The sequence below is a fragment of the Pseudomonas cedrina subsp. cedrina genome (assembly GCF_001983175.1).
In the GTDB taxonomy this organism is placed as follows: Bacteria; Pseudomonadota; Gammaproteobacteria; order Pseudomonadales; family Pseudomonadaceae; genus Aquipseudomonas; species Aquipseudomonas cedrina.
Genome location: NZ_MNPW01000012.1, coordinates 119,220 through 144,677 on the forward strand (window position 1 = coordinate 119,220; position 25,458 = coordinate 144,677).

Genomic DNA, 25,458 nt, shown 5'->3' on the forward strand with positions numbered 1-25,458 from the left:
GCGTCCTCCGGAGCGAGCCGTCACCTGTGCATTGGGCATGGGGGGCTCGCGTCAGTGATCACCCGATACCGGGTGGTTCTTAACGTCATTTGGAGAGCACCATGTCCGTAAAACGCCCCAGCAAAGCCGATTTTCTGATTGCCGCCGAAGACCATGGTTATCACCTGACCGATAGCCAGATGGAGGCCTTCCTCAACCTGGCAGACGAAACGTTGAATTCCTACGAATCGGTCGATGCGCTGTACGCCGCCAACGTCGCGCAGCAACCGCCCGAACGCGAATACAGCAAAGCCGCCGAGGCAGACAACCTGCACGGCGCCTGGTACGTGAAAACCCGAATCGTCGGAGCGGCGCAAGGGCCGCTGGCCGGCAAGACGGTGGTCATCAAGGACAACGTGTCGGTGGCGGGCGTGCCCATGGCCAACGGCTCATTGAGCCTGGACGGCTATATCCCGTCCGAAGACGCCACCGTAGTCAAACGCCTGCTGGCGGCCGGGGCCACGGTGGTGGGCAAGTCGGTGTGTGAAGACTTGTGTTTCTCCGGGGCAAGTTTTACCTCCGCCAGCGGCCCGGTTAAAAACCCGTGGGACCTGACGCGCAATGCCGGCGGCTCGTCGAGCGGAAGCGCGGTGCTGGTGGCGCTTGGCCAAGTGGACATGGCCATCGGCGGCGACCAGGGCGGTTCGATCCGGATGCCGTCGGCCTGGAGCGGCATCGTAGGGCATAAACCGACTTACGGCCTGGTGCCTTACACCGGCGCGTTTCCGATTGAGCGAACCATCGACCATGTGGGCCCGATGGCCAACAGCGTGCGCGATGTGGCCGTGATGCTCGACGTCATTGCCGGAGCGGACGGTCTTGATTCCCGGCAGAAGAACCCGCCAGCGGTCAACTGCCTCGCGACGCTGGACCAGGGCGTGGCCGGCTTGAGAATCGGCTTGCTGCGCGAGGGTTTTGCGATCCCGGGAATGTCCGAGCCCCAGGTGGATGCGCTGGTCAAGGCGGCGGTCGCCCAGCTTGAACGCCTGGGCGCCAGCGTCGGCGAAGCGAGTGCTCCGTGGCACACGGGCGTGGCAATGGATCTTTGGAACGTGATTGCCACTGACGGCGCGGCGTATCAGATGTTGCAGGGCAATGGTTATGGCATGAACGTCGACGGCTATTACGACCCGGACATCATGAGTTACTTCGGCGAAAAACGCCGTGAGCACGCCGATGCGTTGTCCAGTAGTGTGCGAGCGGTCGCGTTGACCGGTCACTACAGCCTGAAAAACCTGCATGGCGCCTATTACGCCAAGGCACGGATGCTGGTACCGGAACTGACGCGCCAATATGACGCGGCATTCAAGGATTTTGATGTATTGGTGATGCCCACCATGCCGTTCGTAGCCACGCCGTTGACCGCCGCGGATGCACCCGTCGAGGCGTACGTGCACAGTGCACTGGACATGCTCGCCAATACCGCGCCGTTCGACCTCACGGGGCACCCCGCAACGTCGATCCCGGCAGGGCTTGCGGACGGCTTGCCGGTCGCCATGATGATCGTTGCTCCGCGTTTCCAGGACGCCCTCGCGTTACGTGTTGCCCAGGCCTACGAACACGCCCGTGGCGCGTTCCCTAAACCCCCTACGCTGTAGACCGCTTGCCTGCCCAGGCGCCGGCGAATACGTTCGCTGGCGACTGGGCTTGGTGACTGACAGCGGGCATGCATCAGTTTTCTTGCGTGAATCTGTGAGTCGCATCGGGTAGGCAGTCACGTTATGCCGTCGATCAAAATATGCCGTTGTCCCCGGCTGCATTGCTCGATCCGCGCCTCAACCTGGTACACCTCGCGCAGCATGTGTTCGGTGATCACCTCATGACTCGCGCCGCTGCCCTGGGCGGTGCCGTGCGCAATCACCAATACCTGGTCGGCGAAGCGCAACGCCTGGTTCAGGTCATGCAGGGTAATAAACACGATGACCTGCTGCTTGCGGGCCAGTGCGCCCATGAAGTTCAAGACCTGCACCTGACGATGCATACCGAGGGCGCTGGTGGGTTCGTCCATGAGCAGGACTTCCGGTTCGCGCACCAAGGTCTGGGCGATGGACACCAGTTGCTGCTGGCCGCCGCTGAGTTCGCCCAGGTTACGAAAGGACATTCACCTCGTCTTCGCGTGGGCAATCGAGCACTGAAGTACCGCCGAAGCGGGGTTGGATTACATGAGTTACGGCGCCTGCCAGCCTAACTGCCTGGAAATCTGCTGCGTGGTTTCCATCAGCCGATTAACGTAGTCCTGCTTGAGCTCTTCGCGAAAACGGAAGCAGGGGAAGGACACGCTCATACCCCCTATTACGTGGCCGAAACGGTCGCGGATCGGTGCGGCCAGGCAGCGCATATTGTCTTCGAACTCTTCATGGTCTTCGGCATAACCTTGGGCGCGCACCACTTCCAGCTCTTGCAGATATGCCTCGATGCTGACCAAGGTGTTGGCGGTGCGGCGTTCAAAACTTTCTTCCTGCAAGTGGGCGATCAGCTCCGGCTGGTCCAGCCAGGCCATGAGTACCTTGCCGATCCCGGTGCAATACAGCGGCGCACGTCGGCCGATGCGCGAGTACATGCGCAGGTTGTACTTGGAGTCGATCTTGTGCACGTAGACGATGCTGCCTTCGTCGAGAATACCCAGGTGCACGGTCTCGCCGGTCAGTTCGTTGATGCGCCGCATGCCCGGTTCCGCCTCACGGACGATGTCCAGGTGGGGCAGGGCCTGGGCGCCCAGTTCAAATAGCCGAACGCTGAGCCGATAGCGATCCTCGGCGTCCTGCACTACATAGCCGCGCGCCTTGAGGGACTGCAAGAACCGGTAAACCGTGCTTTTGGACATGTCCAGTTTCTGCGCGATTTCCGATACGCCGCTTTCCTCTGGATGCTCGGCCAGCGCTTCAAGCACGGCCATGGTCCTTGCGACGGCGGAAACCAGTTCGTTGTTCTGGAGGGTGCTGTTGTCCATGAAGGCTCCAACGGAAACGGAAAACCCAAGAATATACGCTGGTGAATCAAAACGCTGTTTCATTTTTCTTGACGGTGTGGGAAATCTGATTAAACTCGACCACGCAAGCTCGAAATGAAACGCCGTTTTAAAAATAACAAAGGCGCGCAGGAATGACGTTAAATTCAAGGCAACGCCCGCAATCTGCTCCATCCGGCCCGCTCAAAGTGGCGCTGGTGGGTGAGTGCATGATCGAGATGCGCAGCGATCCCGTCGCGGGTCTCAGCCAGACGTTTGGCGGCGACACACTTAACGTGGCCGTTTATTTCTGCCGATTGAACGCGTCTGAGCACATTGTCGCGGACTACGTCACCGCCATCGGCGCCGACAGTTTCAGTGACGCAATGCGTCAGTTGTGGCGTGACGAAGGTGTCGGCGACCCACATGTGCGCGTGATCGAGGACGCGCTGCCGGGCTTGTACTTCATCCAGACCGATAGCCAAGGCGAAAGACGCTTTCTTTATTGGCGTGGCGAAGCCGCAGCGCGACGCATGTTCGACGGCGCTGAAGCAGACGCCGCACTGCATGCCCTTGCGGATTACGACTACATCTATGTGAGCGGCATCAGCCTGGCGATTCTCACGGCCGGTGGCCGTGAGCGCCTGCTGCATGCCCTGCGACTGGTCCGTGAAGCCGGCGCGCGCATCGTCTTCGACAACAATTACCGTCCCCATCTATGGCCCGATACCCAGGCTGCACGCCAGGCCTATGGCGACATGCTGCGCCTGACTGACCTGGCGCTGATTACCTGGGAGGACGACGCGGCCCTGTTCGGTTATGCCGATGTCGAGGTGTTGTTCCGCGCTTACGCGGCGTTTGGCGTGGGTGAAATCGCTCTCAAGCGCGGCGCCGCCTCGTGCCTGGTGCAGTGCGATTCGGGTCGTTTTGAAGTGCCCGCCGAGCAGGTGCGGCACGTCGTCGATACCACGGCGGCAGGCGATTCCTTCAGTGCGGCCTATCTTTCGTGTCGCCTCCAGGGCGGTGATCCACAACTGGCTGCGCGTTGGGGGCATCGACTGGCGGCCCAAGTCGTCCAGCATCGCGGCGCGCTGATCCCTGGCGCTGCCATGCCGAGCTTGAAAATGCCTTCATTTTCTTCTGCAACAGAGGCCTGACTTTATGAAAATCATTGAAGCGCGCGTCATTGTTACCTGCCCGGGGCGCAATCTGATCACGCTGAAAATCGTCACTGATTCGGGCATCTACGGCATCGGTGATGCGACCTTGAACGGCCGGGAAATGGCGGTGGTCGCCTACCTTGAAGAGCATGTATTGCCCGCCTTGATCGGTCGCGATGCCCAGCGCATCGAGGACATCTGGCAGTACCTGTATCGCGGCGCCTACTGGCGCCGTGGTCCGGTGACCATGACCGCGATTGCCGCCGTGGACGTCGCTCTGTGGGACATCAAGGCCAAGGCCGCGCAGATGCCGTTGTACCAGTTGCTCGGGGGTAAAAGTCGCGAGCGGGTCATGGTCTACGGGCATGCCACTGGCAAGGATATCGAAGGTTGCCTGGACGAAGTCGCCCGGCATGTCGAACTCGGTTACAAGGCGGTGCGCGTGCAATGCGGGATTCCCGGCATCGCCACCACCTATGGCGTGGCCAAGCGCAGCGGTGAACGTTATGAACCCGCCGACAGCGACCTGCCTGCCGAGCACGTGTGGGACACCGCCAAATACCTGAACCATGTACCCAAGCTGTTCGCCGCCGTGCGCGAGCGATTCGGCGATGACTTGCACATCCTGCACGACGTGCACCATCGCCTCACACCGATTGAAGCGGGGCGCCTGGGCAAGGCGGTGGAGCCGTTCAACCTGTTCTGGCTGGAAGACTGCACCCCGGCCGAGAATCAGCAAGCCTTCCGCCTGATCCGCCAGCACACCACCACGCCGCTGGCGGTGGGTGAAGTGTTCAACTCTATTCACGACTGCCGCGAGCTGATCCAGGAACAGCTGATCGACTACATCCGCGCCACCCTGGTACATGCCGGTGGCATCACCCATGTGCGCCGCATTGCTGACTTTGCTGCGCTCTACCAGGTGCGCACCGGCTTTCATGGCGCCACCGACCTGTCGCCGGTGTGCATGGGCGCGGCGCTGCATTTCGATACCTGGGTGCCCAACTTCGGCATTCAAGAGCACATGCCCCACGACGAATGTATCGACGAAGTGTTTCCCCACGCCTATCGCTTCGACGATGGCCACTTCACGCCCGGCGAAACGCCGGGGCATGGCGTCGACATCGACGAGAACCTGGCGGCGAAATATCCCTACAAGCGCGCCAGCCTGCCGGTCAATCGCCTGGAAGACGGCACGCTCTGGCATTGGTAAGCGCTGCCTCGACTGCTTGATAACGACAGAACACAGAGTGCCACCCGCCCTGTCAGGAGTTACCCGATGAAAGCATTTCAAGTAAGAGCACCTTTTGAGTTCGGCCTGGCGCAGGTCGAGATGCCGCAAGTGGCACCCGGTGAAGTCAAGATTGACGTCGCCTACGCCGGTATCTGCGGCTCGGACATGCACATCATTCACGGGCAAAACGCGTTTGTGCGGTTTCCGCGTGTGACCGGCCATGAGTTCTCCGGCGTGGTACGGGAAGTGGGCGAGGGGGTCGATAATCTCAAGGTCGGCGACCGCGTGTGCATTGACCCGGTCATCAGCTGTGGCACCTGTTATCCCTGCAGAATCAACCGACCGAACGTCTGCACCCGGCTGCAAGTGATTGGCGTGCACCGCGATGGCGGGTTCAGCGAGCAAGTCTGCGTCCCCGCGGACAATGCCCACCGCTTGCCGGACTCGATGTCCCTGAGCCATGCAGCGCTGGTGGAACCGTACACCATCGCCCTCAACGTGCTGGACCGCATGCAGCCCGAACCGGGCGACAGCCTGTTGATCTACGGCGCGGGCGTGATCGGCTTGACGCTGGTGCAAATGGCCCGGGCGCTGGGGATGACCGATATCACCGTGACCGACGTCCTCGATACACGCCTGGAGGCGGCCAGGGCACTCGGGGCCAGCCGCACCCTCAACGGCAAGGACGTTGACGTCGAAGCAACGATGCGCGAATTGACCCAGGGCGAAGGCGTGCCGCTGATTGTCGACGCCGCCTGCATCCCCGCGCTGATGCCGCAGATGGTGCGCCTGGCCTCGCCTGCGGGGCGTATCGGCCTGCTGGGTTTCAACACCGTGCCGAGCGACCTGGTGCAATTGGAAATGATCAAGAAAGAACTGACGCTGGTGGGATCGCGCCTGAACAATCGCAAATTTCCAAAGGTGATCGAGCTGATCGCCAGCGGCAAATTGCAGGTGCGGGAACTGATCAGCCACCGCGTGAGCTTCGACGAAATGCCGGGGGCCATCGATTTGATCGAAAACCATCCCGAACAAACCCGCAAGGTTCTCGTGGAACTGAGCGGCGCGCATCCCTAGTCATCCGTAGACACGCGTGCCCACACGGGCACCCTCACCGAATAAACACAAGAAGCGGGAGGTTCCAATGTTTGGTCAAGGTCGCACATTAATCATCATCATGCTGTTCCTGGCGGGCGTCATCAATTACCTGGATCGCTCGGCATTGTCCGTTGCCGCGCCGTTCATCCAGAAGGACTACGGTCTTTCGACGGGTGAAATGGGCATGATCTTCAGTAGTTTTTTCGTCGGTTATGCCGTGTTCAACTTTATCGGCGGCTGGGCGGCCGACCGCTACGGCGCGAAAACCACGCTGTTGCTGGCGATGGTGCTGTGGTCGCTGTTCAGCGGTCTCACGGTGCTGACGGTTGGCTTTGCCTCGCTGGTATTGATCCGCATCCTGTTCGGCATGGGTGAAGGGCCGTTGAGCGTGACCACGAGCAAAATGGTCAACAACTGGTACACCCCCAAGCAAAGGGCGCGGGCCCTGGGCACGTCAATGTCCGGCACGCCGTTGGGCGGCGCCATTTCCGGGCCGGTGGTGGGCTTCATCGCCGTCACCTACGGCTGGAAGGTGTCGTTCATTATCATCATGGCGATCGGCCTGGTCTGGGCGGCGGTGTGGTACAAATTCGTCAAGGAACGGCCTGAAGGCGCGGGCGCCGAGGATATCCTGCGGGCCGAGGGTCAAAGCGAGCTGGCGGCGCAGCCGGTGTTCCCGCTGCGGTACTACCTCAAGCAGCCCACGGTGCTGTTCACGTCCCTGGCGTTCTTCTCCTATAACTACACGCTGTTCTTCTTCCTGACCTGGTTCCCCAGCTACCTGACCATGGCCCACGGCCTCAACGTCAAGGACATGAGCATCGCCACGGTCATTCCCTGGGTCCTGGGGTTCCTCGGCCTGGCCCTGGGCGGTTTCATTTCCGACTTCGTGTTCAAGAAAACCGGGCGGATGATGTTCTCGCGCAAGGTGGTACTGGTGACCTGCCTGTTGCTCTGCGCCGCCTGTATTGCGGTTGCCGGGGTGGTCAAGACCCTGTACCCGGCAGTTATCCTCGTCGCCCTGGCCGTGTTCTTCCTTTACCTCACGGGTGCCATCTATTGGGCGATCATCCAGGACACCGTGCCTGCCGCGCGGGTGGGTGGCGTCAGTGGCTTCATGCATTTTTTGGCGAATACCTCGGGCATCATCGGGCCGACCTTGACGGGCTTTCTGGTGCAGTTCACCGGTTCGTTCACCAGCGCGTTCCTGCTGGCGGGATTGTTGACCGTGATTGGCGCCGTGTGCGTAGCGCGTTATGTCAAACCGCTTTCGGCGGCGGATACCGGTAACGCGCAGGCAGTGAGCCCGCAACCCGTTTCGGCCCTGAGCCGGCCATAACTCAAAGGAGCCTGTCGATGCCCACCGTGAACCGTGTGCCCTCAGCCGGCACTGTCCGTGACATCGGGATCGTGCATCTTGGCCTGGGGGCGTTTCATCGCGCCCACCAGGCGGTCTACCTGCAACGCCATCTCAACCGTCATGGCGAAAGCGATTGGGGGTTGTGCAGCGCCAACCTGCGCTCGAATCGCACATTGGTTGATCAATTGCGCGCGCAGGACGGCCGCTATCATGTGGCCGAATACCGTGATCGCGAGCGGGTGACGCTGCGTGAGATCGGTGTACTGCGCCAGGCCTTGTATGTGGGCGAGGGCGGCCATGAGCTGGAGCAACTGTTGCAGCGCATGGCCGCGCCGCAAACCCGGATCGTCACGCTCACCGTCACCGAGAAAGGTTATTGCCTGAACCCGGCCACCGGACAGCTACGCACCGAAGATCCGACGATTATCCATGACATTGCGCATCCCCGAGCGCCACGCACGGCGCCCGGCATTGTCCTCGAAGCCCTGCGCCGCCGCCGCGCCGCCGGCACGCGTGCGTTTACGGTGCTGTGCTGCGACAACATGCCCGACAACGGCCAGCGCACCCGCCAGGCGGTGAGCGCGTTGGCGGCGTTGCAGGACCCAGTCCTGGCGCAATGGGTCAATGAGCATGTGGCGTTCCCGGGCTGCATGGTTGACCGGATCGTTCCCGCCATGGACGGCGAGTCCTTCACCCGGCTGGAGCAGCAACTGGATTGCCCCGACCGTGCGGCGGTGGTCTGTGAAAGCTTCAGCCAATGGGTGATCGAAGATCACTTTCCTCTCGGGCGTCCGGACTGGGAGGAGGAAGGCGTGCAGATGGTGGGCGATGTGCGCCCATTTGAAACCATGAAGCTGCGCATGCTCAACGGCAGCCATTCGTTGCTGGCCTACGTGGGGCTGCTGGCCGGCCACCACTTGGTGTTCGAAGCCATCAACGATGCGGATCTGGCGCGTTTCATCGCACGCTATATGGCCGAGGAAGCCGCGCCGACCCTGGCCATGCCGGCGGGCATCGATCTGGCGCTCTACGCCCGCGATCTCAAGGCGCGATTTGCCAATGACAGCCTGCAACACCGTTTGCGCCAGATCGCGATGGACGGTTCGCAGAAACTGCCGCAACGCTGGTTGCTTGGCGCGCAGCAATTGCTCGATGAAGGGCGTGACCTGAGCTGTACCGCATTGGGTATCGCGGCCTGGATTCACGACTGCACGCAGCCGCGCCCCAACGGTTCGGCACCGGTGATCGACGATCCCTTGAGCGCCACCTTTGCTGAGCTTGCCGGGCGGTTCGAAGGCGTTGCCTTGGTGGATGCCTTTCTCGGCCTGGACGAGGTGTTCCCGGCCAGCCTGTCGGATCGCCCTGCCTTTCGTGACGCTGTACAACGCGCCTATGCCGCCCTGGTCCGCGATGGCATGGTCAGCCTTTTGCACAACTTTGCCGCACACCACTAACAGGAAAGGAGCACAGCATGGAACACACATGGCGTTGGTTTGGCCCCAAGGATCCGATCTCCCTGGCGGACGTGCGTCAAACCGGTGCGACCGGCATTGTCACCGCGCTGCACGAGATCCCCAATGGCCAAGTCTGGCCGGTGGAAGCTATCGCGGCGCGCAAGCAGATGATCGAAGCCGCGGGCTTGAGCTGGTCGGTGGTGGAGAGCATTCCGGTGCACGAAGACATCAAGCGCGGCTGCGGCCGGCGTGACGAGTACATCGCCAATTATCAGCAAAGCGTGCGCAACCTGGCGAGCTGCGGCATCGATATCGTGTGCTACAACTTCATGCCGGTGCTCGACTGGACCCGCACTGACCTGGCCTGGGAGCTGGCGGATGGCGGTTGGGCGCTGCGTTTCGATCAAACCGCGTTCGCTGCGTTCGACCTGTTCATCCTCCAGCGCCCGGACGCCCAGGCCGAATACACCGCCGAAGATATCCAGCGGGCCAGAACCTACTTCGAGCAACTGACGCCGGCCCGCAGCGAAACATTGGTCAATACCTTGATCGCCGGTTTGCCCGGTGCCGAGGAGCATTACAGCCTGGATGACTTTCGGGCGTTGCTGCGCACCTACGCCGACATCGACGCCGACAGGTTGCGTGAGCACCTGGGGTATTTTCTGCGTGCGGTGATACCGGTGGCGGAGGAGGTGGGCGTGCGCATGGCGATCCATCCGGACGATCCACCCCGTGCGCTGCTTGGCTTGCCGCGCATCCTGTCGACCGCCGAAGATGCCCAGTGGTTGCTGGACGCTGCCCCCAGCGCCGCCAATGGCCTGACGTTCTGCACCGGCTCTTATGGCGTGCGTGAAGACAACGATCTGGTGGCGATGGCCAAGCACTTTGCGCCGTTCATCTACTTCACCCACCTGCGTTCAACCCGCCGCGAGACCGACCCGCGCAGCTTCCACGAGGCCCATCACCTGGACGGCGACGTCGACATGGTCGGGGTCATTGGCGCGCTGGTGGCCGAAGAACGCAGGCGTGAACGCGAAGGCGGCCCACGCTTGCCGCTGCGCCCCGACCATGGGCATCAACTGCTCGACGACCAGCACCGTAAAAGCAACCCGGGCTATTCGCTGATCGGTCGCCTCAAGGGGCTGGCGGAAATCCGCGGTGTGGAATTGGCGGTGCGGCAACAACTGCCTTGATGGCGTGAAAACGGAGCCAGTCGCCAGCGGGCAAACCGTTGGCTACTTGTTCTGTCCATTGGCCGTAAGCTCTTGCGGCTCCAGCGCTTGCAACCAACGATTTTCCGAACGGCTCAGATGCTGGCGCATTGAGGTTTGTGCACCGAGCACGTCTTTTTGGGCCACGGCGCGAAGGATTGCTTCATGCTCGGTGACGGCCGCTTGCCAGGTCAAAGCGTTCTCTGAATGTTTGCTCAACTGCGCCGAGATAGGGTTATGTCGCTCATCAAAGAGCCCGGTGATGATCCGGACCAAGGCAGAGTTGCCGCTCATTTTAGCCAGGCGATGGTGAAACTTGCGGTCATCCTCCAGGGGTGGCAAACCCTTTTCGATGGAGGCACGCATGGCATCAATACATTCCTGAAGGTAGCGACAGTCACTTTTTTTAGCATGCAGACAAGCCAGAATTATCGACTCACCTTCAATCAAGGCACGCGCCTGCATAAGCTCCGAGGGACTTTCGCCGAGCGTTACGGTGTTATGTGTGCCTTCCAGGGCCAGTGCTCTGACGTACACGCCTGAGCCCATCTTGATGTCAACCACGCCTTCTATTTCCAGGGCGATCAGCGCTTCGCGCAGCGAGGGTCTGGAGACACCAAGACGTTGCGTCAAATCGCGCTCGGGAGGAAGCCGTGAGCCGGGTTTGAAATCCCCCTGCAAGATGTAGTTCCGAAGCTGGTCGGCGATTTTCTGATACGGCTTTCGCTCAGAGGCGTTTGTCGGTGCGGCCATCGGTACGGCGTCCTTCAGGAAGTTTGCGAAGGCTACCATAGCCCGGGTGAGTGGCTGTTCGTTTCACATCACCGCGCCCATCTGCCAGGGCAGGAACTCGTTGTCGCCCAAGCCGTTTTCTTCGCTGCACGTGGGGCGTCCGGAGGCGGTGTCGAGCATCAATTGAAACAGCCGCTCACCGGCCTGCGTCACCGATTCCAGGCCATCGACAATACCGCCGGCATTGAAGTCCATATCCAGTTCCATGCGATGGAACAGGCCGGTGTTGGTAGCAATTTTTAAAGAGGGAGTGGGTTTGCACCCGTAGGTCGAGCCACGGCCTGTGGTAAAGCAGATGAGATTCGCGCCTCCCGCTACCTGGCCGGTGGCTGACACAGGGTCATAGCCAGGCGTGTCCATGAATACCAGTCCGTGGGTATCGATCGTTTGGGCGTAGTGATAAACGCCCATTAACCCAGTGGTGCCGGCTTTCGCCACGGCGCCAAGGGATTTTTCCAGAATGGTGGTAATGCCGCCGGCCTTGTTGCCAGGGGAGGGGTTGTTGTTCATGTCACCGTCATTGTGGCGTACGTAGGCTTCCCACCAATGGATGCGCGCCATCAACTTTGCCGACACCTCGGCCGAGACGGCGCGTGCCGTCAAGAGGTGTTCAGCGCCATAGATTTCTGGCGTTTCCGAAAGAATGGCACTGCCGCCGTGCCGCACAAGCCGGTCCACCGCCGCCCCGAGTGCCGGGTTCGCGGTGATGCCTGAGTAACCATCCGAGCCGCCGCATTGCAAACCCACGCTGAGGTGGCTGGCCGCAACGGTGGTACGCCGCAAACTATTGATGATGGGCAGCATCGCTTCAATGTGCGCGATGCCCCGTTGTACGGCTTCGCGAGTACCGCCCGCTTCCTGAATGATCAGACTGGCCTTGAGCGTGGGCGAGCGATCCCCCAGTTCATTCATCAAAGGCGCCAATTGGTTGACCTCACAGCCCAGGCCGATCAATAGCACACCGGCAAAATTGGGATGATTGGCGTAGCCGCGCAAGGTCCGTTTGAGGATATCGATCCCTTCGCCTTTCGCCCCCATGCCACAACCGCTGCCATGGGTAATTGCGACAACGCCATCGACATGGGCGAAGTCTTTCAGGCGCTCGGCAGAGAACGCATTGGCGATGTGTTTGCAGACGGTTGCCGAGCAGTTAACGCTGGAAATAACACCGATGTAATTGCGTGTGCCGACGCGCCCACCATCGCGGACAAACCCCTCGAAGGTCGCCGGTTCATGGCTGAACACCGTGGGCACATAGCGGTTCTGCACGCTGTGTTCGGCGTTGGTGGCGGGCATGTCCAGGTTGTGTACATGGACGTAATCGCCGGGTTCGATGCCGTGAGTGGCCAAGCCTATGGTTTGGCCGTACTTGAGCACCTGTTGGCCGGCCAACACTGCACGCAGGGCGATCTTGTGGCCGGATGGAATCGGTTGCCGGGCGATCAGCGCGATACCGTCGGCGCTGAGGTGTTGGCCTGCGGCGATATCGCCTCGAGCCACGGCAACATGGTCGCCGGGTGTCAACACCAGCAAGGACTGACTGTCACTCATCAGGTCTCTCCTAACACTCGATGATTGCTTTGACGACGCCTTGTTTGGGGTCGAGCAATGTGGCGAACGCGTTGGGGACATCGCTGAGCGTCAGTCGATGGGTATTGAGGGCTGCGTGCGGAATCAAGCCGTTGCGCAAGCATTCCTCTACATGACGGAAGTCTTCATGGGTGGCGTTGCGACTGCCCATCAATGTGGCTTCGCGTTTGTGGAATTCAGGGTCGGAGAAGGTGATGGAATCGCGCACCACCGAAATCATCATATAAGTGCCGCCGTGCGCGATGAACTCAAACCCACGCTCCATGGCCCGGGCATTGCCGGTGGCATCGAACACCACGTCGAAAAAGTCGCCCTCGGTCAGCTCAGCCAGGGTCTCCTTGTCGCCTTCGCCGATTTTCACCGCCGCGTGAATCTTCAGGTGTTCCTTGCAGAACGCCAGGCGATCATCGCGCGTATCCAGAACGGTGACCTGAGCGCCACGCAGACTGGCGAAAATCGCGGCCGCCATGCCGATCGGGCCGGTGCCGACCACCAGCGCACGTTTATCCGCCTGGACATTTGAACGCCGTACGGCATGAGCGCCGATTGACAGGAATTCGATCATCGCGGCCTGGTCCAGTGTCACCCCCATGGCCTTGTGGACGAACTCATGGGGGATACTCAGGTATTCGGTGAAGGCACCGTCGCAATGAACCCCCAGCACCTGGATACGCGTGCAGCAGTTGGTCTTGCCCTGGCGGCAGGCGATGCATGTTCCGCAGGAAAGATAGGGCATCACGTAGACGACATCGCCACTTTTGAGATCGCTGGCGCTGTCAGCTTCTTCCACTACCCCGGAGAACTCATGGCCCATCACCCGCGGGTATTCGAGGTAGGGCTGATTGCCGGTAAAAATATGCAGATCGGTGCCGCAGACCCCGACGCGCTTGATGCGGATAAGGATTTCGCCGGGCTTTCTGAGCGGTTTTTCACGCTCGACGGCGGTTAACGAACCGGGTGCATTGCAGATGACAGTCAGCATGTTGATGCTCCTTGGCCGGGGCGCAGGCGACGGATGTCGTACAGCGGGACAGGGCTTCAAAGCTACACACCGAGAAAATTATTGGCAAGACCAATTTAGGTAAATGACAATTGGACCGACCAATTAATATTTCGGGAGAACGCATCAGCAGCAAGCGCGTCAGTGGCGACGAACTGGGTGCGCACATTTCGCCACTCGACACTCGGTCGAGATTCGCTTGATGAAGGGGCTGGCGCTGGGTAACCCGCTGCCTGGGCCTGGGCGGACGCGGTATTGAAGGTTGCTGCAAACGTGAAGCACAGCACGACCATTGCCAATAAACGCTGCATGGGGATTTTCTCCAGAGTTAAGTGTGTCGAGCCCTAGCGCGTCGTGAAAAAGACCTGTGCCGGGTCTTTAGCCGGCTGCAAGTATTCTGTTAATCCCTGGAACCACATCACCTCTACAAAGTCACCGCTGATGTTCAGATCACCTTTACGCAAGCCTGTCAGAAATTCATCCTTGCTGTCTTTAGCCGACAGAATGGCGAAGCCTCTTTCTGCGTTTCTGAACGACAGCGTGAATGCCGGCTTTTGCGTTAAACCAGCGGCGGATTTTATCTTGCCGTTCGCAACGGTGAAGTAGCGACCCACGCCATCCTCTGTTCGAATCTGAAAGACCAGCGACTTGCCTTCAACCAGTTTTGCGCAGCCGGGGTTTTTCTTGATGGCTCGCTGTAACAGCTTGGTCAGCGCCCACAACAAAAATTTGAATTTCAGCATGATGTGCTGGCTCCGTAAGTCGTTATTCGCTGAGGAACGCGATGGCGTGTTTCAGAAAGCGCTCAGGGCATTGGAATTGGGCGCCGTGGCCTGCATCCGGGTACAGGAATAACTGGGCGTTCGGGATGTTATGGGCCATGTACCAGGAGTTGACCGTTGGAATCATGATGTCATTCATGCCGTTGAGGATGAACGTTGGCTGTTTGATCGCGCGTAGATGATCGAACGGAGCATCGGGGTCCAGCTTGGGCATAAAGTGCATGTGGGCTTCGATCTGTGCCTGCATCACCTGTACAGAGCTGGGTGGGTCCTGGTCGACACGCTGATGACGGCGTTCCCAGAAATCGCGTCCTGCTTGCCGCGCCGCCTCGGACCGACCGAAAAACAGAAACAGAAAATCGTTCACTGTGGGGATGGGACGGGGCGCGGCCTCAAGCACCCCAGGGTCTGAGTCCGGATTACCACCACGCGGCCCGGTGCCCAGCAGCATCAACTTGCGCACGAGGTCGGGGTGGCGCCGTGTCAGGTCCTGGGCGATAAAACCGCCGAGCGAGAAACCCAGCACATCGACGGTTGATAGGCCGAGTGCGCGGATCACCGCGGCAGCATCGTCGGCCATCAGCTCAATGCGGTTACGTGGTTCGCCTGAAGAGGAGGCAATGCCGCGACCGTTGTAGAGAATGACTTCGCGGCCCGCCGCCAGCCCATCCGTCATGATCGGATCCCAATGGTCCATGCCGCCGCGAAAATGTTGGAGGAGGAACAGAGGCGGCTGATCCGTGTTGTCGTTACCCCAGCGGCGATAGGCAAACGTGTCCCCATCGACGTCGATATAGAGGGTAGGGGCGGTTAGATGGTTATGGCTCATGTTAAAGGTCTCCAAAAGGTTGTGATGTCGTGCAGGCATCCAGCGACGGCCGGGCTTATGCACGTGCGCGCCGCGTGCGGAACGTGCCCCAGCCACTCTTCAGCACCGATTTCGCAAACGCCCAAAGCCCGCTTTCGTTGGGTTTTGGATCACCGCCACTGGCGATTCGCTTGAGCTGCAGCGCGTACCACAGAATTTCCATGACCCCCATTTGATCGATCTGCTTGATGCCGGTGGTGATCGGCCGTACGCGCTGTGCGCTGTCCTTTCCTTGCAACAGGGCGGCCGGTGCATCGGGATCAATCGCCAACAGCCGCGCGAGTCCGATGACGTCCAGTGCTCCGGAACGCAGTGCAGCGTTCATTGCAGCGGCGCTGCGGAAACCGCCGGTGACCATCAGTGGGACGTTGATCGAGGCGCGCACCTTCTCGGCAAACTCCAGAAAATAAGCCTCACGCGCGACGGTGGAGGCCTTTTGGGTTTCCTTGAGGCTGCCACTCATGGCGGGCGCCTCATAGGTGCCGCCGGAAATTTCAATCAGATCGATGCCGGCTTCGGCGAGTGCCTGGATCGTTGCCATGGACTCTTGCTCAGTGAAGCCGCCGTGCTGGAAGTCGGCTGAATTGAGCTTGATACCGACCGGAAAATCGGTACCGACCTGACGCCGGATTTCTCTGTAGACGGCCAGCACGAAACGCCGACGTTTTTCCGGGCTGCCACCCCATTCATCGGTGCGTCGATTGTGGTGGGGCGACAGGAACTGGTTGATCAGATAACCGTGCGCGCCATGGATTTGTACGCCGCTGAAGCCGGCTTTCTTGCAGATGGCTGCGCTGCGGCCGAAGCGTTGAATTATCTCTTCGATCTCGGCCGTCGTGGCCTCGCGTGGCGTCTCGAAGAGCGAGGCCATGTCCTTGCGAAACGGCACGGCGGATGGCGCGAGGTTGCTGTGGTTCAGGCCTTTGGTCGACTGCTTGCCCGGGTGATTGAGCTGCACCCAGATCGCTGCGCCGTGCCCGGTTGCCGCACGGGCCCACTTATGAAGCAAAGGCAGGTCTGTTTCATCCTCAATCACCACGTTGCCTGGCTCACCGAGTGCACGACGGTCGATCATGACGTTTCCGGTGATGAGCAAACCGATGCCTGACGCGGACCAGCGTCGGTACAGTTCGACCAGCTTCAATGTGGGGTGATTGTCGTAGGTGCCCAGTGTTTCGCTCATGGCCGCTTTGGCCAGGCGATTGCGGATAGCGCTGCCGTTTGGAAGGTATAAGGGCCGGTTCAGCAAGTTTTCTTCAGGCGAGGAGGCGGTCATGGCGAGTTCTCTACAAGGGGGTACACGCCGCATGAGCGCTTGACGTGCACGGGGTTACCACCGAATGGCGTCGGATGCAGGTAAATGGGGGCAGACAGATTCGGCTTGCGGCTAAGGCGCCAGCGCTGTTGCGCTGGCGCTGCAACGCGGCGAAGGGCGCACGGGCAATAAGGTGGGGGTGGAGTCGCCCAGGGCTTAGGGCTTGTACTCGAGTACTTTGAACACTCGCATGAACGCTGGACGATCGCCGTGCAGCAGTTTCGCGCGTCCTTCGCCAAGCGCCTGGGTTGGCGTGATCTGGCGTAGAACCAGTGCAATAAAGGTGTCCATGTCGCACTGGATCCTGATGTCGACCGGCTCTGTGCAGGGCCCGGACCTCGCCAACAGGCTCCCGTCGCTGACCCGAATATGGAAGACTTCCGGCCCCACTTGAAATTCGTACACTTCCTGCAACCCAACGCTTGCCGCCGGATCGTGCGCGCAGGTCAGGCAAAGGGCTATGAGCTCTGCCCGTGCACTGGACGGATCGATGCGCTCGTCGACCGGCAAGCCCAGCCCCCAAAAGCCCAGCGCAAGCACTGGCGTGCGCAGTCGCTCGCCAAGCTCCGTCAGCTCGTAAGCCGGCGTAGCGGCAGGTGTGAGCAGCGTGACGGGTTGAATAACGCCGTTCTGCACCAGCATGGCGAGACGTTCGGAGAGCCGATTTGGACCCATCGCGGTCAGAATCGCGAGCAGGTCCTTGAATCGCTTGGGCCCCAGCAGGAATTCGCGTATCAAAAGCAGCGTCCAGCGGTCTCCCAGCACATCCAGCGAGCGGGCGATTGGGCAGAGTTGACCATAGGTTTTGTTTGGCATGACTTATTGTACCCATTTCGCCCAGCCAATTTGTAGCGCGATGCGTTGGATAGACGAGCGCCCAGCGTTCAATACCAGAAGCTCTTCCACCCGAGCGGGTCGCTATCGATTGGGCACCTTCTGCTGGTGATCGCATAGCTGTTCTCATGGAGTGCTCGCCGCTTGGGTGGGTAGGCTGTCATTGTATAATTTCACTATACGTTTTATATATCAAATACGCTATACGAAAAATATAGTAATGCGATTTTTTACGAGGGGCGGGGACTTCGCGGTTTTACTGCTGCAACATCAAGCTACGCCAGACGATGACAGGCCGGGCAGTGTCTTCAGGCACGTTGCTGGTCGGTGACGGCGCAGGTGTTGCGTCGTCACGTTGTGGCGCTTGATCCTGATGTGGGTATGTGTGTTCTGTATCGGGTGTTGCGGCCGCGATTGATTCAGCGCATTCATTGATGTCGCACTTATCGTCAGTTAATTTCATTTTTCCAGCCTTTTGCGCGCTCCTGCCTTGCCCTTGTGCCTCAGTGGTTGAACCGACCGAAGTGTGTATCCGGGAAGGTCCGGGTAACTCCGTATAAATGGCGCGCTTGATGCCGTTACCCTGTGTTCTGGCACCAAACGAGCCTGCGTCGATTACAGAACGATCACGACTGGGCTAGATAACGCCCAGTACCGGATCATGCCCGCGTTGGGCAACGCTCGACGTAAACCGCGCCAATGCCTAGTGGGCGGCAGCGCTTGATTCGGCCAATGTCGGGTAGTCGATGTAGCCCGCCGCACCGCCGCCGTAGAGCGTGGTGGGGTCGAAGGCAGACAGCGGCGCACCGGCCTTGAGCCGTTCCACCAGATCCGGGTTGCCGATAAACGGACGGCCAAAGGCGATGAGGTCAGCCTTGTCCTGCGCAAGCCGCGCACTGGCCAGGTTTTGGTCGTAGCCATTGTTGGCGATGTAGGTGTTCTGGAAGCGCTGGCGCAAGGCATCGAAATCAAACGGCGCCACGTCGCGCGGCCCGCCGGTCGCGCCTTCGACGACGTGCAGGTAAACGATGTCGAGTGCATTGAGTTGGTCGACGATGTAATCGAACTGAGCCTGTGGCTCACTGCTCGACACGCCATTGGCGGGCGAGACCGGCGAAAGGCGAATGCCCGTGCGGTCCGCGCCAATCTCGGCGACCACGGCGGCGGTCACTTCCAGCAACAAACGCGCGCGATTTTCGATCGAACCGCCGTAGGCATCGGTACGCTGGTTGGCGCCGTCCTTGATGAATTGATCAAGCAAATAGCCGTTTGCACCGTGGATTTCCACGCCGTCGAAGCCGGCCGTAATGGCGTTTGCTGCTGCCTGGCGGAAATCGTTGACGATGCCTGGCAGTTCGTCGAGTTCGAGCGCGCGTGGCTCGGACACGTCGGCAAAGCCGTTATTGACGAAGGTCTTGGTCTGGGCACGGATGGCCGACGGCGCTACTGGCGCGGCACCGCCCGGTTGCAGGTCCACATGGGAGACCCGGCCCACGTGCCACAGCTGCACAAAAATCTTGCCGCCCTTGGCATGCACCGCTTCGGTGACCCGGCGCCAGCCGTCGATCTGCGCCTGGGTGTAAAGACCGGGTGTGTCCTGGTAGCCCTGGGCCTGCGCCGAAATCTGGGTGGCCTCGGTGATCAGCAGCCCGGCTGAAGCGCGCTGGCTGTAGTAAGTGGGGGCGAACTCGCTGGGCACCAGTCCGGTGCCTGCGCGATTGCGTGTCAGTGGTGCCAATACGATGCGGTTGGCGAGGGGCAGGGAGCCAAGGGTATAGGCGGTAAACAAATTCTGCTCGGTCATCTGAGGTTTCTCCTGTGGCTGAAGATGGATTTGGCGCGCCTTTATGATGGTGGTCGTAATCTAAGCTGTCAATTATTTTGATTGCGGTCAACATCTATGTAATATGGGCGTATGGTTTTTGAGCAATTCGAGGTATCGCAGGTGAAAGTGACCAAAGCGCAGGCGCAGGCAAATCGCGAGCACATCGTCGAGACGGCCTCAGTGTTGTTTCGTGAGCGAGGGTTTGACGGCGTAGGTTTGGTGGATCTGATGGGGGCTGCCGGGTTCACCCATGGAGGTTTCTACAAGCATTTCGGCTCAAAGGCCGATTTGATGGTCGAGTCTTCAGCCAGCGGTCTTTCCCGCTCGCTGGCCGGTGCCGAAGCGCTTGATATCCAATCGTTCGTCGATATCTACGTGTCGAGAAGGCACAGGGATGGGCGTGCCGACGGGTGCACCATGTCGGCCCTGTGTGGAGACGCGGCGCGTCAGCCCGATGAGCTTAGGAGCGCATTCGCCGAAGGCATAGACCGCATGCTGCAAACGCTGGTGGAAAAGTACCCGACCACCGAAGACGCTGCACCGGGCGAGGCGAGAGCGAAGATGATCGACGTATTGGCTCATGCTGTTGGCGCGATTATGTTGTCGCGTGCATGTCCGGATGACTCGCCGCTTGCCGATGAAATACTCGAGGTTTGCCACGCCCGGATATCGGCTTCCTTGCCGGTATTGCCAGGCGGCGAGCAGTAGTCAGGGAGCCCTCTGGCGCGCCTGCCGATGCAGGCGCGCCTGTGAGCGTCAGATAGCGGTGGTCAGGTAGCCACCGTCGACTGGCAGCACCACGCCGGTCACAAATGACGCGGCATCCGAAGCCAGAAAGGCAATCACCTTGGCGATCTCTTCAGCACTGCCGAAGCGCTTCATGGGCGTGCGAGACAGCAAACGATCGATCCTGGGTTGATCATCGATTTTCGCCAGCAGGGGTGTGGTGATCCACCCCGGCGCCACGGCATTGACGCGAATGTTGTCAGGGGCATAGGCCTCCGCCAGGGACTTCGTGATCTGCACAATCGCCCCTTTGGCCGCCGAGTAAGCCACGAGTTTGCCCCCGCCAAAGTAGGAGAACATCGACGCGATGTTGATGATCGACCCACCTTGCCTGGCCAGCAATGGATACGCCAGGTTGATAAGACGGTAGACAGCGTTGAGTTGCACCGACAACACCAGGTTGAAGGCGTCCCACTCCATCTCCTTTTCGCCCAGGGTGCCACCCGCAGCCGGTACCAGGATATCCAGGCGGTCCAGGCTTTGGATCACGCCTTTGAGCGCTTCGTCGTCGGTGACGTTAACTTCGCGAAGATCAAGCTCAACCCCGTCGGCGACGATTGTCGCGTCGGCGCCCAAGCCGATCGCCACGACCCTGGCGCCATGCCGGGCCAGATACTCGGCGGTCGCTTGGCCAATCCCGGACGTCCCGCCGCTGACGAGCGCGACCTTGCCTTCAAACAGCGTGCTGCTGAACATAGTCATCGTTACCTCATGGAGTCAGTTAATCGTTTTATTCAAGTCACCGGATTACAGGCCCAGTACCGAACCCACATCCAGCACCACTTGCAGGCCAATCACAAAACCGTTGTTGCTCAATTGCGTTGCGCCCGGGTTGTAGAAGTTGTCCGGGTTGATGATGTACTGGATGCTCGGTTCGATGGCCAGGTTGCGGGTCAAGGCGAAATGGCCGTTGGCTTCCACGGCGTACACGTTGCGCTCACCCAATTCAGGGTCGCCGCCGGCCGCCGTGCGCAGGCGTTGCTGGAACTGCAACTGATGGTCGTTGACTTGCAGGTAGCTGGCTTTGAAGTTGAGCTTGTCCTGCGCCCGATCAAAAGGGGCAAGGTAGGTCAGCCCGGCTTCGGCGAAGTGGCTGAAGGGTTGTTTGTCGTCGGCCGCCGCCGACAGCGAGCCGAAGACCTGCACGCCTTGCTGCCCGCCGCGCCAGAGCGTCTGGCGAAACTTGAAGAAGCCGCCGGCTGTGCCGTGGTCGCTGGCACCCGTCAAGGGGTCGACCTGGTTGGACGAGTTGAAGTACGCGTTCAGTTCGTACTGGGTGGTGTCATCGCCCGGCTTGCTGCCAAGACCCACCAGGAAGCTGGTGCCACTCGCGTCGTCGGTGCTGAAATCCAGGCCTTTGCGCTTTTTCAGGTAATCCACCGGGTTGGATTCGAACGCACCCGCGTGCACGTAAAAACGGGGGTTTACCTGATACTTCAGGTAGCCGCCCCAGGCCCCGAAAGGCGGCGGCAACATACCGCTTGACGCATCCAGGATCGGGTCGTTGCAGGTGACCCCCGTTTCGCAGTTATAGATGTAGAAGTAGCGCCGGCCATTGGTTCGTCCGACGTGCAGGTCGAGCTGACCATCGAGCCATTTTTGCTCGTAGGTCAGCAAGCTCAGCTGGTTGCTGGCGATGTCATTGTGCAAGGGCGCACCGCCAAAATAGCTGCCAACGGCACCTTGCCATTCGCTCCCGGTCGGTTGGCCAGTGCCGTTGTCCAGGATAAAGACGGTCTGTTCGAAATGCAGAGCGGCGCCATCCAGGCCGCTGAGCGTGGCGAGGTTAACGTCAGCGCCGATGTACAGGTCACCGCTGTTGCCGAAGCTGTAGGGGCGCGGACCTGTGTCGAGGTTTTTCATCGACACGCTCGTGAATTGCACATGAGGCTGGATGCCGTAGCTGGCTAATTGCTCCCCCAGGCCCGCCAGTGGACCTTCACGGTCCTGTGCCCAGGCGTGGGGGTATGAAAGCATCAGCAACGAAAATGCGCACAAACGAAGGGTAGGGTTCATGGTCAAGGACTCATTGTTATTGTTGTTGTGATGAGCAACTGGAGCGGCGTGGTGATCGCGGATCACGCACGCTGCGTGCAGGTTTGCATCGATCGGGCGATTACAGTGAGTGTCCTTGGGCAACGGACGGCGCACCCGCTCGGCGTTGCCAGACGGTGGGTGCGGTTTCCTTGAGCAGCAGGGACAGCCCCGCCGCGAGCACGGCGCCGCCGCAGGAGATCCACATCACAATCGACAACCCGAACTGGTCGGCGGCGAACCCGGCAATGGTCGGCGCCACGAACCCTCCCACCAGTTCGCCAACGCCCATGATCATGCCCAGTGCCGTGGCCATGACTTCACGCGGGACGGTTTCAGCCGGAATGGTGGACATGAACAGTGTGAAGCAGCCAAGCCCGGTGAAGGTGAGCACCATCAGCACGCCAAGTATCATTGGCGAGGGTGCGAACAGCAGGGCTATCGGGCAGCAGGCGGCAATCAGCGAGAACAACACCAGCGTCGGGCGGCGGCCGATGCGGTCGGAGATGCTCGGCACCACAAACCCCCACACGACCCAGGCGGCGCCCAGGCAACTCATGACCGCGCCCATGCTCGGTGCGCTGTAGCCGCGGACGCTGACCAGAAACGTCGGGGTAAAGGAGATCAGGATCACGAACCAGGTCAGAAACACGCAACTGATCAACGTGCACAGCACAATGTTGCGGCTTTTCAGCAGTGCCAGGCGATGCCCGGTGGGCTTGACGTTACTCACTGGCGCCTGGCGCGGTTCATCCTGACGCACGTAACGCCAGATAAGCCACGCGATCAGCAGTCCCGGCAGCAACGACACAATGAACGCATGCCGCCAGCCATACGCCTCCGCCAGGGCAATCAACACCGGAGGGCCGATCACCGCGCCCAGCAGACCCGCTGCCGAGCCTTGCAGCAAGCCCATGTTCAGGCCGCGCCGATGCGGCGATGAAGCCTCCACCATCATCGACTGGGACAAGGGCAGGATGGGCCCTTCGGCCAACCCCATGATGGCGCGAAACAGCAACAGGCTGAGAAACCCCGCGACCAGCCCCGAGAGGGCCGAGCACAGCGAAAACAGGATGACCGCCGCAATCAGCAGAGGCTTGCGCACCCCTCGGCGATCCGACCACGCGCCGACCAGTGTGCCGGAAATCGCCCAGGCCAAGGCCAGCACCGAAGACAACATGCCAAGGTGGCTGTTGCTCAGTTGCAGCTCCTGCGCCATGAACGGAAACAGAAAGGACAGCGCCAGACGGTCGAAAAATACAAAACCGAACGTCAGGAACAACACGCACAGCAGGACATTTTCATAACTGGCTTTATTATTCTTGTGAGCCATGGTGGTTCTCCGTAGCACGGGGTTTAACGGAACAAGCGGTCCACAGCGTCAGCACCCAGGCCGACCTTTTCGTAGTGTTCACGGCACAGGGCAATGTAGGAGTGCACGTCGAAGTAGCCGGTGGACTCGCCTTGCTCGTCGAGCCAGATCAGCGGCCCCTTGACGATGAAGAACACGCGCATGGGTTCTTCGTGCTCATAGGCCACCAGGGTGTGACCCTCGCCAGGCGTCTCATAAACGAAGTCGCCGGCGGTGGCGGTCCAGTCGTGTTCCAGGTAGCCCCACTTGCCCGACAGGGTGTAGGCGAAGACTTCGTGCGGGTGGTAGTGGCGATTGACCAGGCCGGCATGGCTGGACATCAAGATGTCGCACCAGCGGTTTTCGCTGGGGGAGATCCACAAGGGGCGTGAAGAGACGGTTTCGGTGAAGGGCACGTAGAGCCGCAGATCATCACTGGCGGCATTAGGCAGGTACACCTCAGGCTTGGCGTCGGGCTTGAAGCAGTTCGCGATGGGCTGCAGGTCTTTCCAAAATTCGTTGCGGGCTAATTCGGGCATGTTGGGCCTCTGATTGTTGGAATACGGAGGCCACTCTAGGGGGAACGGGACGCTACGGTTTGATCGGAACTGACATCATTGTTGTCTGAAACGGACGGGTATTTTCAGTTCATCGGTTGCAGTGGTTTTTGTATCGGCTACCGATTGACAGCGTACTTGGGTGGGCGGTTAATGGGGCGCTGCAGGCCCCGTAATCCGCTTTGTGTGGGGCCGAGCAGTCAATAAAAACGAGAATAATAAAAATGAATCGAGCCGCCGCCTTGCTTGATACCCAGCGTGCCAGTACCGATGACCTTCCCGTGGATCAGCGCGTAGCCTTTTGGGAGCAGTACAACGCATCGACACTGGTCGGTCTGAAGTGCTCGTCCTTCAACGAAACCGGGTTCAGCGCGCGGGAGGACAATCTGAGTCTGGACCGGCTGCGGGTCGCCCATATTGCCGGTACCCAACATGTCATCGAGCGTGACGGTTCAATGATTCGCAGCGTGCCCAAAGAGTCGGTGTTCGTATCGCTGGTCATGGGCAGTGCGTCGTTTTTCTTTCAGAACGGCAACTGCCATCTGCTGGAACCGGGCGAGATGATGGTGTATCGAACCGACAAGCCCTATCTGTTCGGCTTCTGCGCGTCGATGCATAAGTTTATCTTCGACATTCCCCAGGACGTGTTCGCCTCCCGCTGTCTGCGCCGCTTTGATCACGCCGTGAAGATCAGCGCGAACACCGGCACACAGCGTCTACTGCTAAGAACATTAAGTGAGCGCACCGGCGGTTTTTTCGGGCAGCCGCTCAGCCAGGGGGCAGACAGCTATCAAGAGGATGCCCTTGAACTGCTGGGGACTATCATTGCGGGTCAGATGGGCAACCGCCGGATCAACGCACTCAGTGCGTCCTATTTGTTGGTCGCCAAGCGATGCATCCTTGAGCAACTGTCCGACCCCGCATTGAGTTGTGAGCGGGTTGCGCTTCAAACCGGCGTTTCCACCCGGCACTTGGCCAGGCTATTTGCCCTGGAAGACACACAGCCCCATCGTTTTATCCTGGAGAAACGCTTGCAGGGAGCGTTCCGTCTGCTGAGCCAGGCGGACAGTTGCGGGCTGGACATTGCCGAGATCGCCTATCGTCAAGGCTTCACCAGCCAGGCGCATTTTGCCAGGGCCTTCAAGGCGCACTACGGGCGCACGCCCAGCGACGTGCGCGCTTCGTCGGTCGGCCAATAGCGTTCGCGATCCAGCCGACTGC

Annotated in this window: 23 protein-coding genes and 1 pseudogene; 9 read left to right on the top strand and 15 right to left on the bottom strand. The window is 60.2% G+C overall.

Annotation, left to right across the window (positions count from 1 at the left end):
- Positions 1–101: 101 nt before the first annotated feature.
- Positions 102–1,637 carry an amidase gene (locus tag BLL36_RS23335; RefSeq protein WP_076953965.1) on the top strand — a complete coding sequence of 512 codons (1,536 nt, stop codon included), beginning with the start codon at positions 102–104 and terminating at the stop codon, positions 1,635–1,637.
- 116 nt (positions 1,638–1,753) lie between these two features.
- Here the strand turns inward: BLL36_RS23335 and BLL36_RS23340 are convergent.
- Together BLL36_RS23340 and kdgR are read right to left on the bottom strand one after the other, a co-directional pair.
- A pseudogene (locus BLL36_RS23340) lies at positions 1,754–2,140 on the bottom strand (ATP-binding cassette domain-containing protein); the annotation flags it as partial.
- Positions 2,141–2,206: 66 nt separating this feature from the next.
- Positions 2,207–2,989 carry a DNA-binding transcriptional regulator KdgR gene (gene kdgR / locus BLL36_RS23345; protein ID WP_076953966.1) on the bottom strand — a complete coding sequence of 261 codons (783 nt, stop codon included), beginning with the start codon at positions 2,987–2,989 and terminating at the stop codon, positions 2,207–2,209.
- 152 nt (positions 2,990–3,141) lie between these two features.
- On the opposite strand from kdgR, the gene BLL36_RS23350 reads away from it, so the two are divergent.
- The 6 genes from BLL36_RS23350 to uxuA all read left to right on the top strand — a co-directional run bounded on the left by BLL36_RS23350 (position 3,142) and on the right by uxuA (position 10,485).
- Positions 3,142–4,143 (top strand): sugar kinase, encoded by a 1,002-nt coding sequence (locus BLL36_RS23350; protein ID WP_076953967.1) that lies wholly within the window; start codon positions 3,142–3,144, stop codon positions 4,141–4,143.
- A gap of 4 nt (positions 4,144–4,147) precedes the next feature.
- Positions 4,148–5,359 (top strand): D-mannonate dehydratase ManD, encoded by a 1,212-nt coding sequence (gene manD / locus BLL36_RS23355; RefSeq protein WP_076953968.1) that lies wholly within the window; start codon positions 4,148–4,150, stop codon positions 5,357–5,359.
- 66 nt (positions 5,360–5,425) lie between these two features.
- Positions 5,426–6,457, top strand: a complete 1,032-nt coding sequence (locus BLL36_RS23360) for a Zn-dependent oxidoreductase (RefSeq protein WP_076953969.1) — start codon at positions 5,426–5,428, stop codon at positions 6,455–6,457.
- A gap of 67 nt (positions 6,458–6,524) precedes the next feature.
- Positions 6,525–7,817, top strand: coding sequence for an MFS transporter (locus BLL36_RS23365; protein ID WP_076953970.1), 1,293 nt, complete (start codon positions 6,525–6,527; stop codon positions 7,815–7,817).
- A 17-nt stretch (positions 7,818–7,834) separates the two neighbouring features.
- Complete coding sequence (locus BLL36_RS23370) at positions 7,835–9,292, top strand: mannitol dehydrogenase family protein (protein ID WP_076953971.1); 1,458 nt, start codon at positions 7,835–7,837, stop codon at positions 9,290–9,292.
- Between the two features lie 17 nt (positions 9,293–9,309).
- Positions 9,310–10,485 carry a mannonate dehydratase gene (gene uxuA, locus BLL36_RS23375; RefSeq protein ID WP_076953972.1) on the top strand — a complete coding sequence of 392 codons (1,176 nt, stop codon included), beginning with the start codon at positions 9,310–9,312 and terminating at the stop codon, positions 10,483–10,485.
- A 42-nt stretch (positions 10,486–10,527) separates the two neighbouring features.
- Here the strand turns inward: uxuA and BLL36_RS23380 are convergent, their stop codons facing one another.
- The 9 genes from BLL36_RS23380 to BLL36_RS23415 all read right to left on the bottom strand — a co-directional run bounded on the left by BLL36_RS23380 (position 10,528) and on the right by BLL36_RS23415 (position 19,488).
- Positions 10,528–11,256 carry a FadR/GntR family transcriptional regulator gene (locus BLL36_RS23380; protein ID WP_076954067.1) on the bottom strand — a complete coding sequence of 243 codons (729 nt, stop codon included), beginning with the start codon at positions 11,254–11,256 and terminating at the stop codon, positions 10,528–10,530.
- Positions 11,257–11,319: 63 nt separating this feature from the next.
- Positions 11,320–12,846: a UxaA family hydrolase gene (locus BLL36_RS23385; RefSeq protein ID WP_076953973.1), complete on the bottom strand. Its 1,527-nt coding sequence runs from the start codon at positions 12,844–12,846 to the stop codon at positions 11,320–11,322.
- Positions 12,847–12,856: 10 nt separating this feature from the next.
- A complete protein-coding gene (locus BLL36_RS23390) occupies positions 12,857–13,867 on the bottom strand; it encodes a zinc-binding alcohol dehydrogenase family protein (RefSeq protein ID WP_076953974.1) in 1,011 nt (336 codons plus the stop codon).
- A gap of 95 nt (positions 13,868–13,962) precedes the next feature.
- Entirely contained in the window at positions 13,963–14,196 is a 234-nt protein-coding gene (locus BLL36_RS30735; protein ID WP_130925969.1) for a hypothetical protein, read from the bottom strand.
- A 33-nt stretch (positions 14,197–14,229) separates the two neighbouring features.
- On the bottom strand, positions 14,230–14,628 hold the full coding sequence (locus tag BLL36_RS23395) for a helicase (RefSeq protein WP_076953975.1): 399 nt from the start codon (positions 14,626–14,628) through the stop codon (positions 14,230–14,232).
- Positions 14,629–14,650: 22 nt separating this feature from the next.
- Positions 14,651–15,496, bottom strand: a complete 846-nt coding sequence (locus tag BLL36_RS23400; RefSeq protein ID WP_076953976.1) for an alpha/beta fold hydrolase — start codon at positions 15,494–15,496, stop codon at positions 14,651–14,653.
- Positions 15,497–15,551: 55 nt separating this feature from the next.
- Positions 15,552–16,811 (bottom strand): NADH:flavin oxidoreductase/NADH oxidase family protein, encoded by a 1,260-nt coding sequence (locus tag BLL36_RS23405; RefSeq protein WP_076953977.1) that lies wholly within the window; start codon positions 16,809–16,811, stop codon positions 15,552–15,554.
- Between the two features lie 195 nt (positions 16,812–17,006).
- Positions 17,007–17,666, bottom strand: a complete 660-nt coding sequence (locus BLL36_RS23410; protein WP_197678466.1) for a winged helix-turn-helix transcriptional regulator — start codon at positions 17,664–17,666, stop codon at positions 17,007–17,009.
- A gap of 721 nt (positions 17,667–18,387) precedes the next feature.
- Positions 18,388–19,488: an alkene reductase gene (locus BLL36_RS23415; protein WP_076953978.1), complete on the bottom strand. Its 1,101-nt coding sequence runs from the start codon at positions 19,486–19,488 to the stop codon at positions 18,388–18,390.
- Positions 19,489–19,629: 141 nt separating this feature from the next.
- On the opposite strand from BLL36_RS23415, the gene BLL36_RS23420 reads away from it, so the two are divergent.
- Complete coding sequence (locus BLL36_RS23420; protein ID WP_076954069.1) at positions 19,630–20,217, top strand: TetR/AcrR family transcriptional regulator; 588 nt, start codon at positions 19,630–19,632, stop codon at positions 20,215–20,217.
- Between the two features lie 48 nt (positions 20,218–20,265).
- On the opposite strand, the gene BLL36_RS23425 is transcribed toward BLL36_RS23420, so the two are convergent.
- The 4 genes from BLL36_RS23425 to BLL36_RS23440 form a co-directional block, all read right to left on the bottom strand.
- Positions 20,266–20,997 carry an SDR family NAD(P)-dependent oxidoreductase gene (locus BLL36_RS23425; protein WP_076953979.1) on the bottom strand — a complete coding sequence of 244 codons (732 nt, stop codon included), beginning with the start codon at positions 20,995–20,997 and terminating at the stop codon, positions 20,266–20,268.
- 45 nt (positions 20,998–21,042) lie between these two features.
- Positions 21,043–22,311, bottom strand: coding sequence for a carbohydrate porin (locus BLL36_RS23430; protein WP_076953980.1), 1,269 nt, complete (start codon positions 22,309–22,311; stop codon positions 21,043–21,045).
- A gap of 100 nt (positions 22,312–22,411) precedes the next feature.
- On the bottom strand, positions 22,412–23,662 hold the full coding sequence (locus BLL36_RS23435) for an MFS transporter (protein ID WP_076953981.1): 1,251 nt from the start codon (positions 23,660–23,662) through the stop codon (positions 22,412–22,414).
- Positions 23,663–23,685: 23 nt separating this feature from the next.
- A complete protein-coding gene (locus tag BLL36_RS23440) occupies positions 23,686–24,219 on the bottom strand; it encodes a 2,4'-dihydroxyacetophenone dioxygenase family protein (protein WP_076953982.1) in 534 nt (177 codons plus the stop codon).
- A 242-nt stretch (positions 24,220–24,461) separates the two neighbouring features.
- Between BLL36_RS23440 and BLL36_RS23445 the strand changes: the two genes are divergently transcribed.
- Positions 24,462–25,436, top strand: a complete 975-nt coding sequence (locus BLL36_RS23445) for a helix-turn-helix domain-containing protein (RefSeq protein ID WP_076953983.1) — start codon at positions 24,462–24,464, stop codon at positions 25,434–25,436.
- Positions 25,437–25,458 lie beyond the last annotated feature (22 nt).

Coding starts and splice junctions, on each gene's coding strand:
- BLL36_RS23335 (WP_076953965.1), top strand. CDS start 102: ATGTCCGTAAAACGCCCCAGCAAAGCCGATTTTCTGATTGCCGCCGAA.
- kdgR (WP_076953966.1), bottom strand. CDS start 2,989: ATGGACAACAGCACCCTCCAGAACAACGAACTGGTTTCCGCCGTCGCA.
- BLL36_RS23350 (WP_076953967.1), top strand. CDS start 3,142: ATGACGTTAAATTCAAGGCAACGCCCGCAATCTGCTCCATCCGGCCCG.
- manD (WP_076953968.1), top strand. CDS start 4,148: ATGAAAATCATTGAAGCGCGCGTCATTGTTACCTGCCCGGGGCGCAAT.
- BLL36_RS23360 (WP_076953969.1), top strand. CDS start 5,426: ATGAAAGCATTTCAAGTAAGAGCACCTTTTGAGTTCGGCCTGGCGCAG.
- BLL36_RS23365 (WP_076953970.1), top strand. CDS start 6,525: ATGTTTGGTCAAGGTCGCACATTAATCATCATCATGCTGTTCCTGGCG.
- BLL36_RS23370 (WP_076953971.1), top strand. CDS start 7,835: ATGCCCACCGTGAACCGTGTGCCCTCAGCCGGCACTGTCCGTGACATC.
- uxuA (WP_076953972.1), top strand. CDS start 9,310: ATGGAACACACATGGCGTTGGTTTGGCCCCAAGGATCCGATCTCCCTG.
- BLL36_RS23380 (WP_076954067.1), bottom strand. CDS start 11,256: ATGGCCGCACCGACAAACGCCTCTGAGCGAAAGCCGTATCAGAAAATC.
- BLL36_RS23385 (WP_076953973.1), bottom strand. CDS start 12,846: ATGAGTGACAGTCAGTCCTTGCTGGTGTTGACACCCGGCGACCATGTT.
- BLL36_RS23390 (WP_076953974.1), bottom strand. CDS start 13,867: ATGCTGACTGTCATCTGCAATGCACCCGGTTCGTTAACCGCCGTCGAG.
- BLL36_RS30735 (WP_130925969.1), bottom strand. CDS start 14,196: ATGCAGCGTTTATTGGCAATGGTCGTGCTGTGCTTCACGTTTGCAGCA.
- BLL36_RS23395 (WP_076953975.1), bottom strand. CDS start 14,628: ATGCTGAAATTCAAATTTTTGTTGTGGGCGCTGACCAAGCTGTTACAG.
- BLL36_RS23400 (WP_076953976.1), bottom strand. CDS start 15,496: ATGAGCCATAACCATCTAACCGCCCCTACCCTCTATATCGACGTCGAT.
- BLL36_RS23405 (WP_076953977.1), bottom strand. CDS start 16,811: ATGACCGCCTCCTCGCCTGAAGAAAACTTGCTGAACCGGCCCTTATAC.
- BLL36_RS23410 (WP_197678466.1), bottom strand. CDS start 17,666: ATGCCAAACAAAACCTATGGTCAACTCTGCCCAATCGCCCGCTCGCTG.
- BLL36_RS23415 (WP_076953978.1), bottom strand. CDS start 19,488: ATGACCGAGCAGAATTTGTTTACCGCCTATACCCTTGGCTCCCTGCCC.
- BLL36_RS23425 (WP_076953979.1), bottom strand. CDS start 20,997: ATGACTATGTTCAGCAGCACGCTGTTTGAAGGCAAGGTCGCGCTCGTC.
- BLL36_RS23430 (WP_076953980.1), bottom strand. CDS start 22,311: ATGAACCCTACCCTTCGTTTGTGCGCATTTTCGTTGCTGATGCTTTCA.
- BLL36_RS23435 (WP_076953981.1), bottom strand. CDS start 23,662: ATGGCTCACAAGAATAATAAAGCCAGTTATGAAAATGTCCTGCTGTGC.
- BLL36_RS23440 (WP_076953982.1), bottom strand. CDS start 24,219: ATGCCCGAATTAGCCCGCAACGAATTTTGGAAAGACCTGCAGCCCATC.
- BLL36_RS23445 (WP_076953983.1), top strand. CDS start 24,462: ATGAATCGAGCCGCCGCCTTGCTTGATACCCAGCGTGCCAGTACCGAT.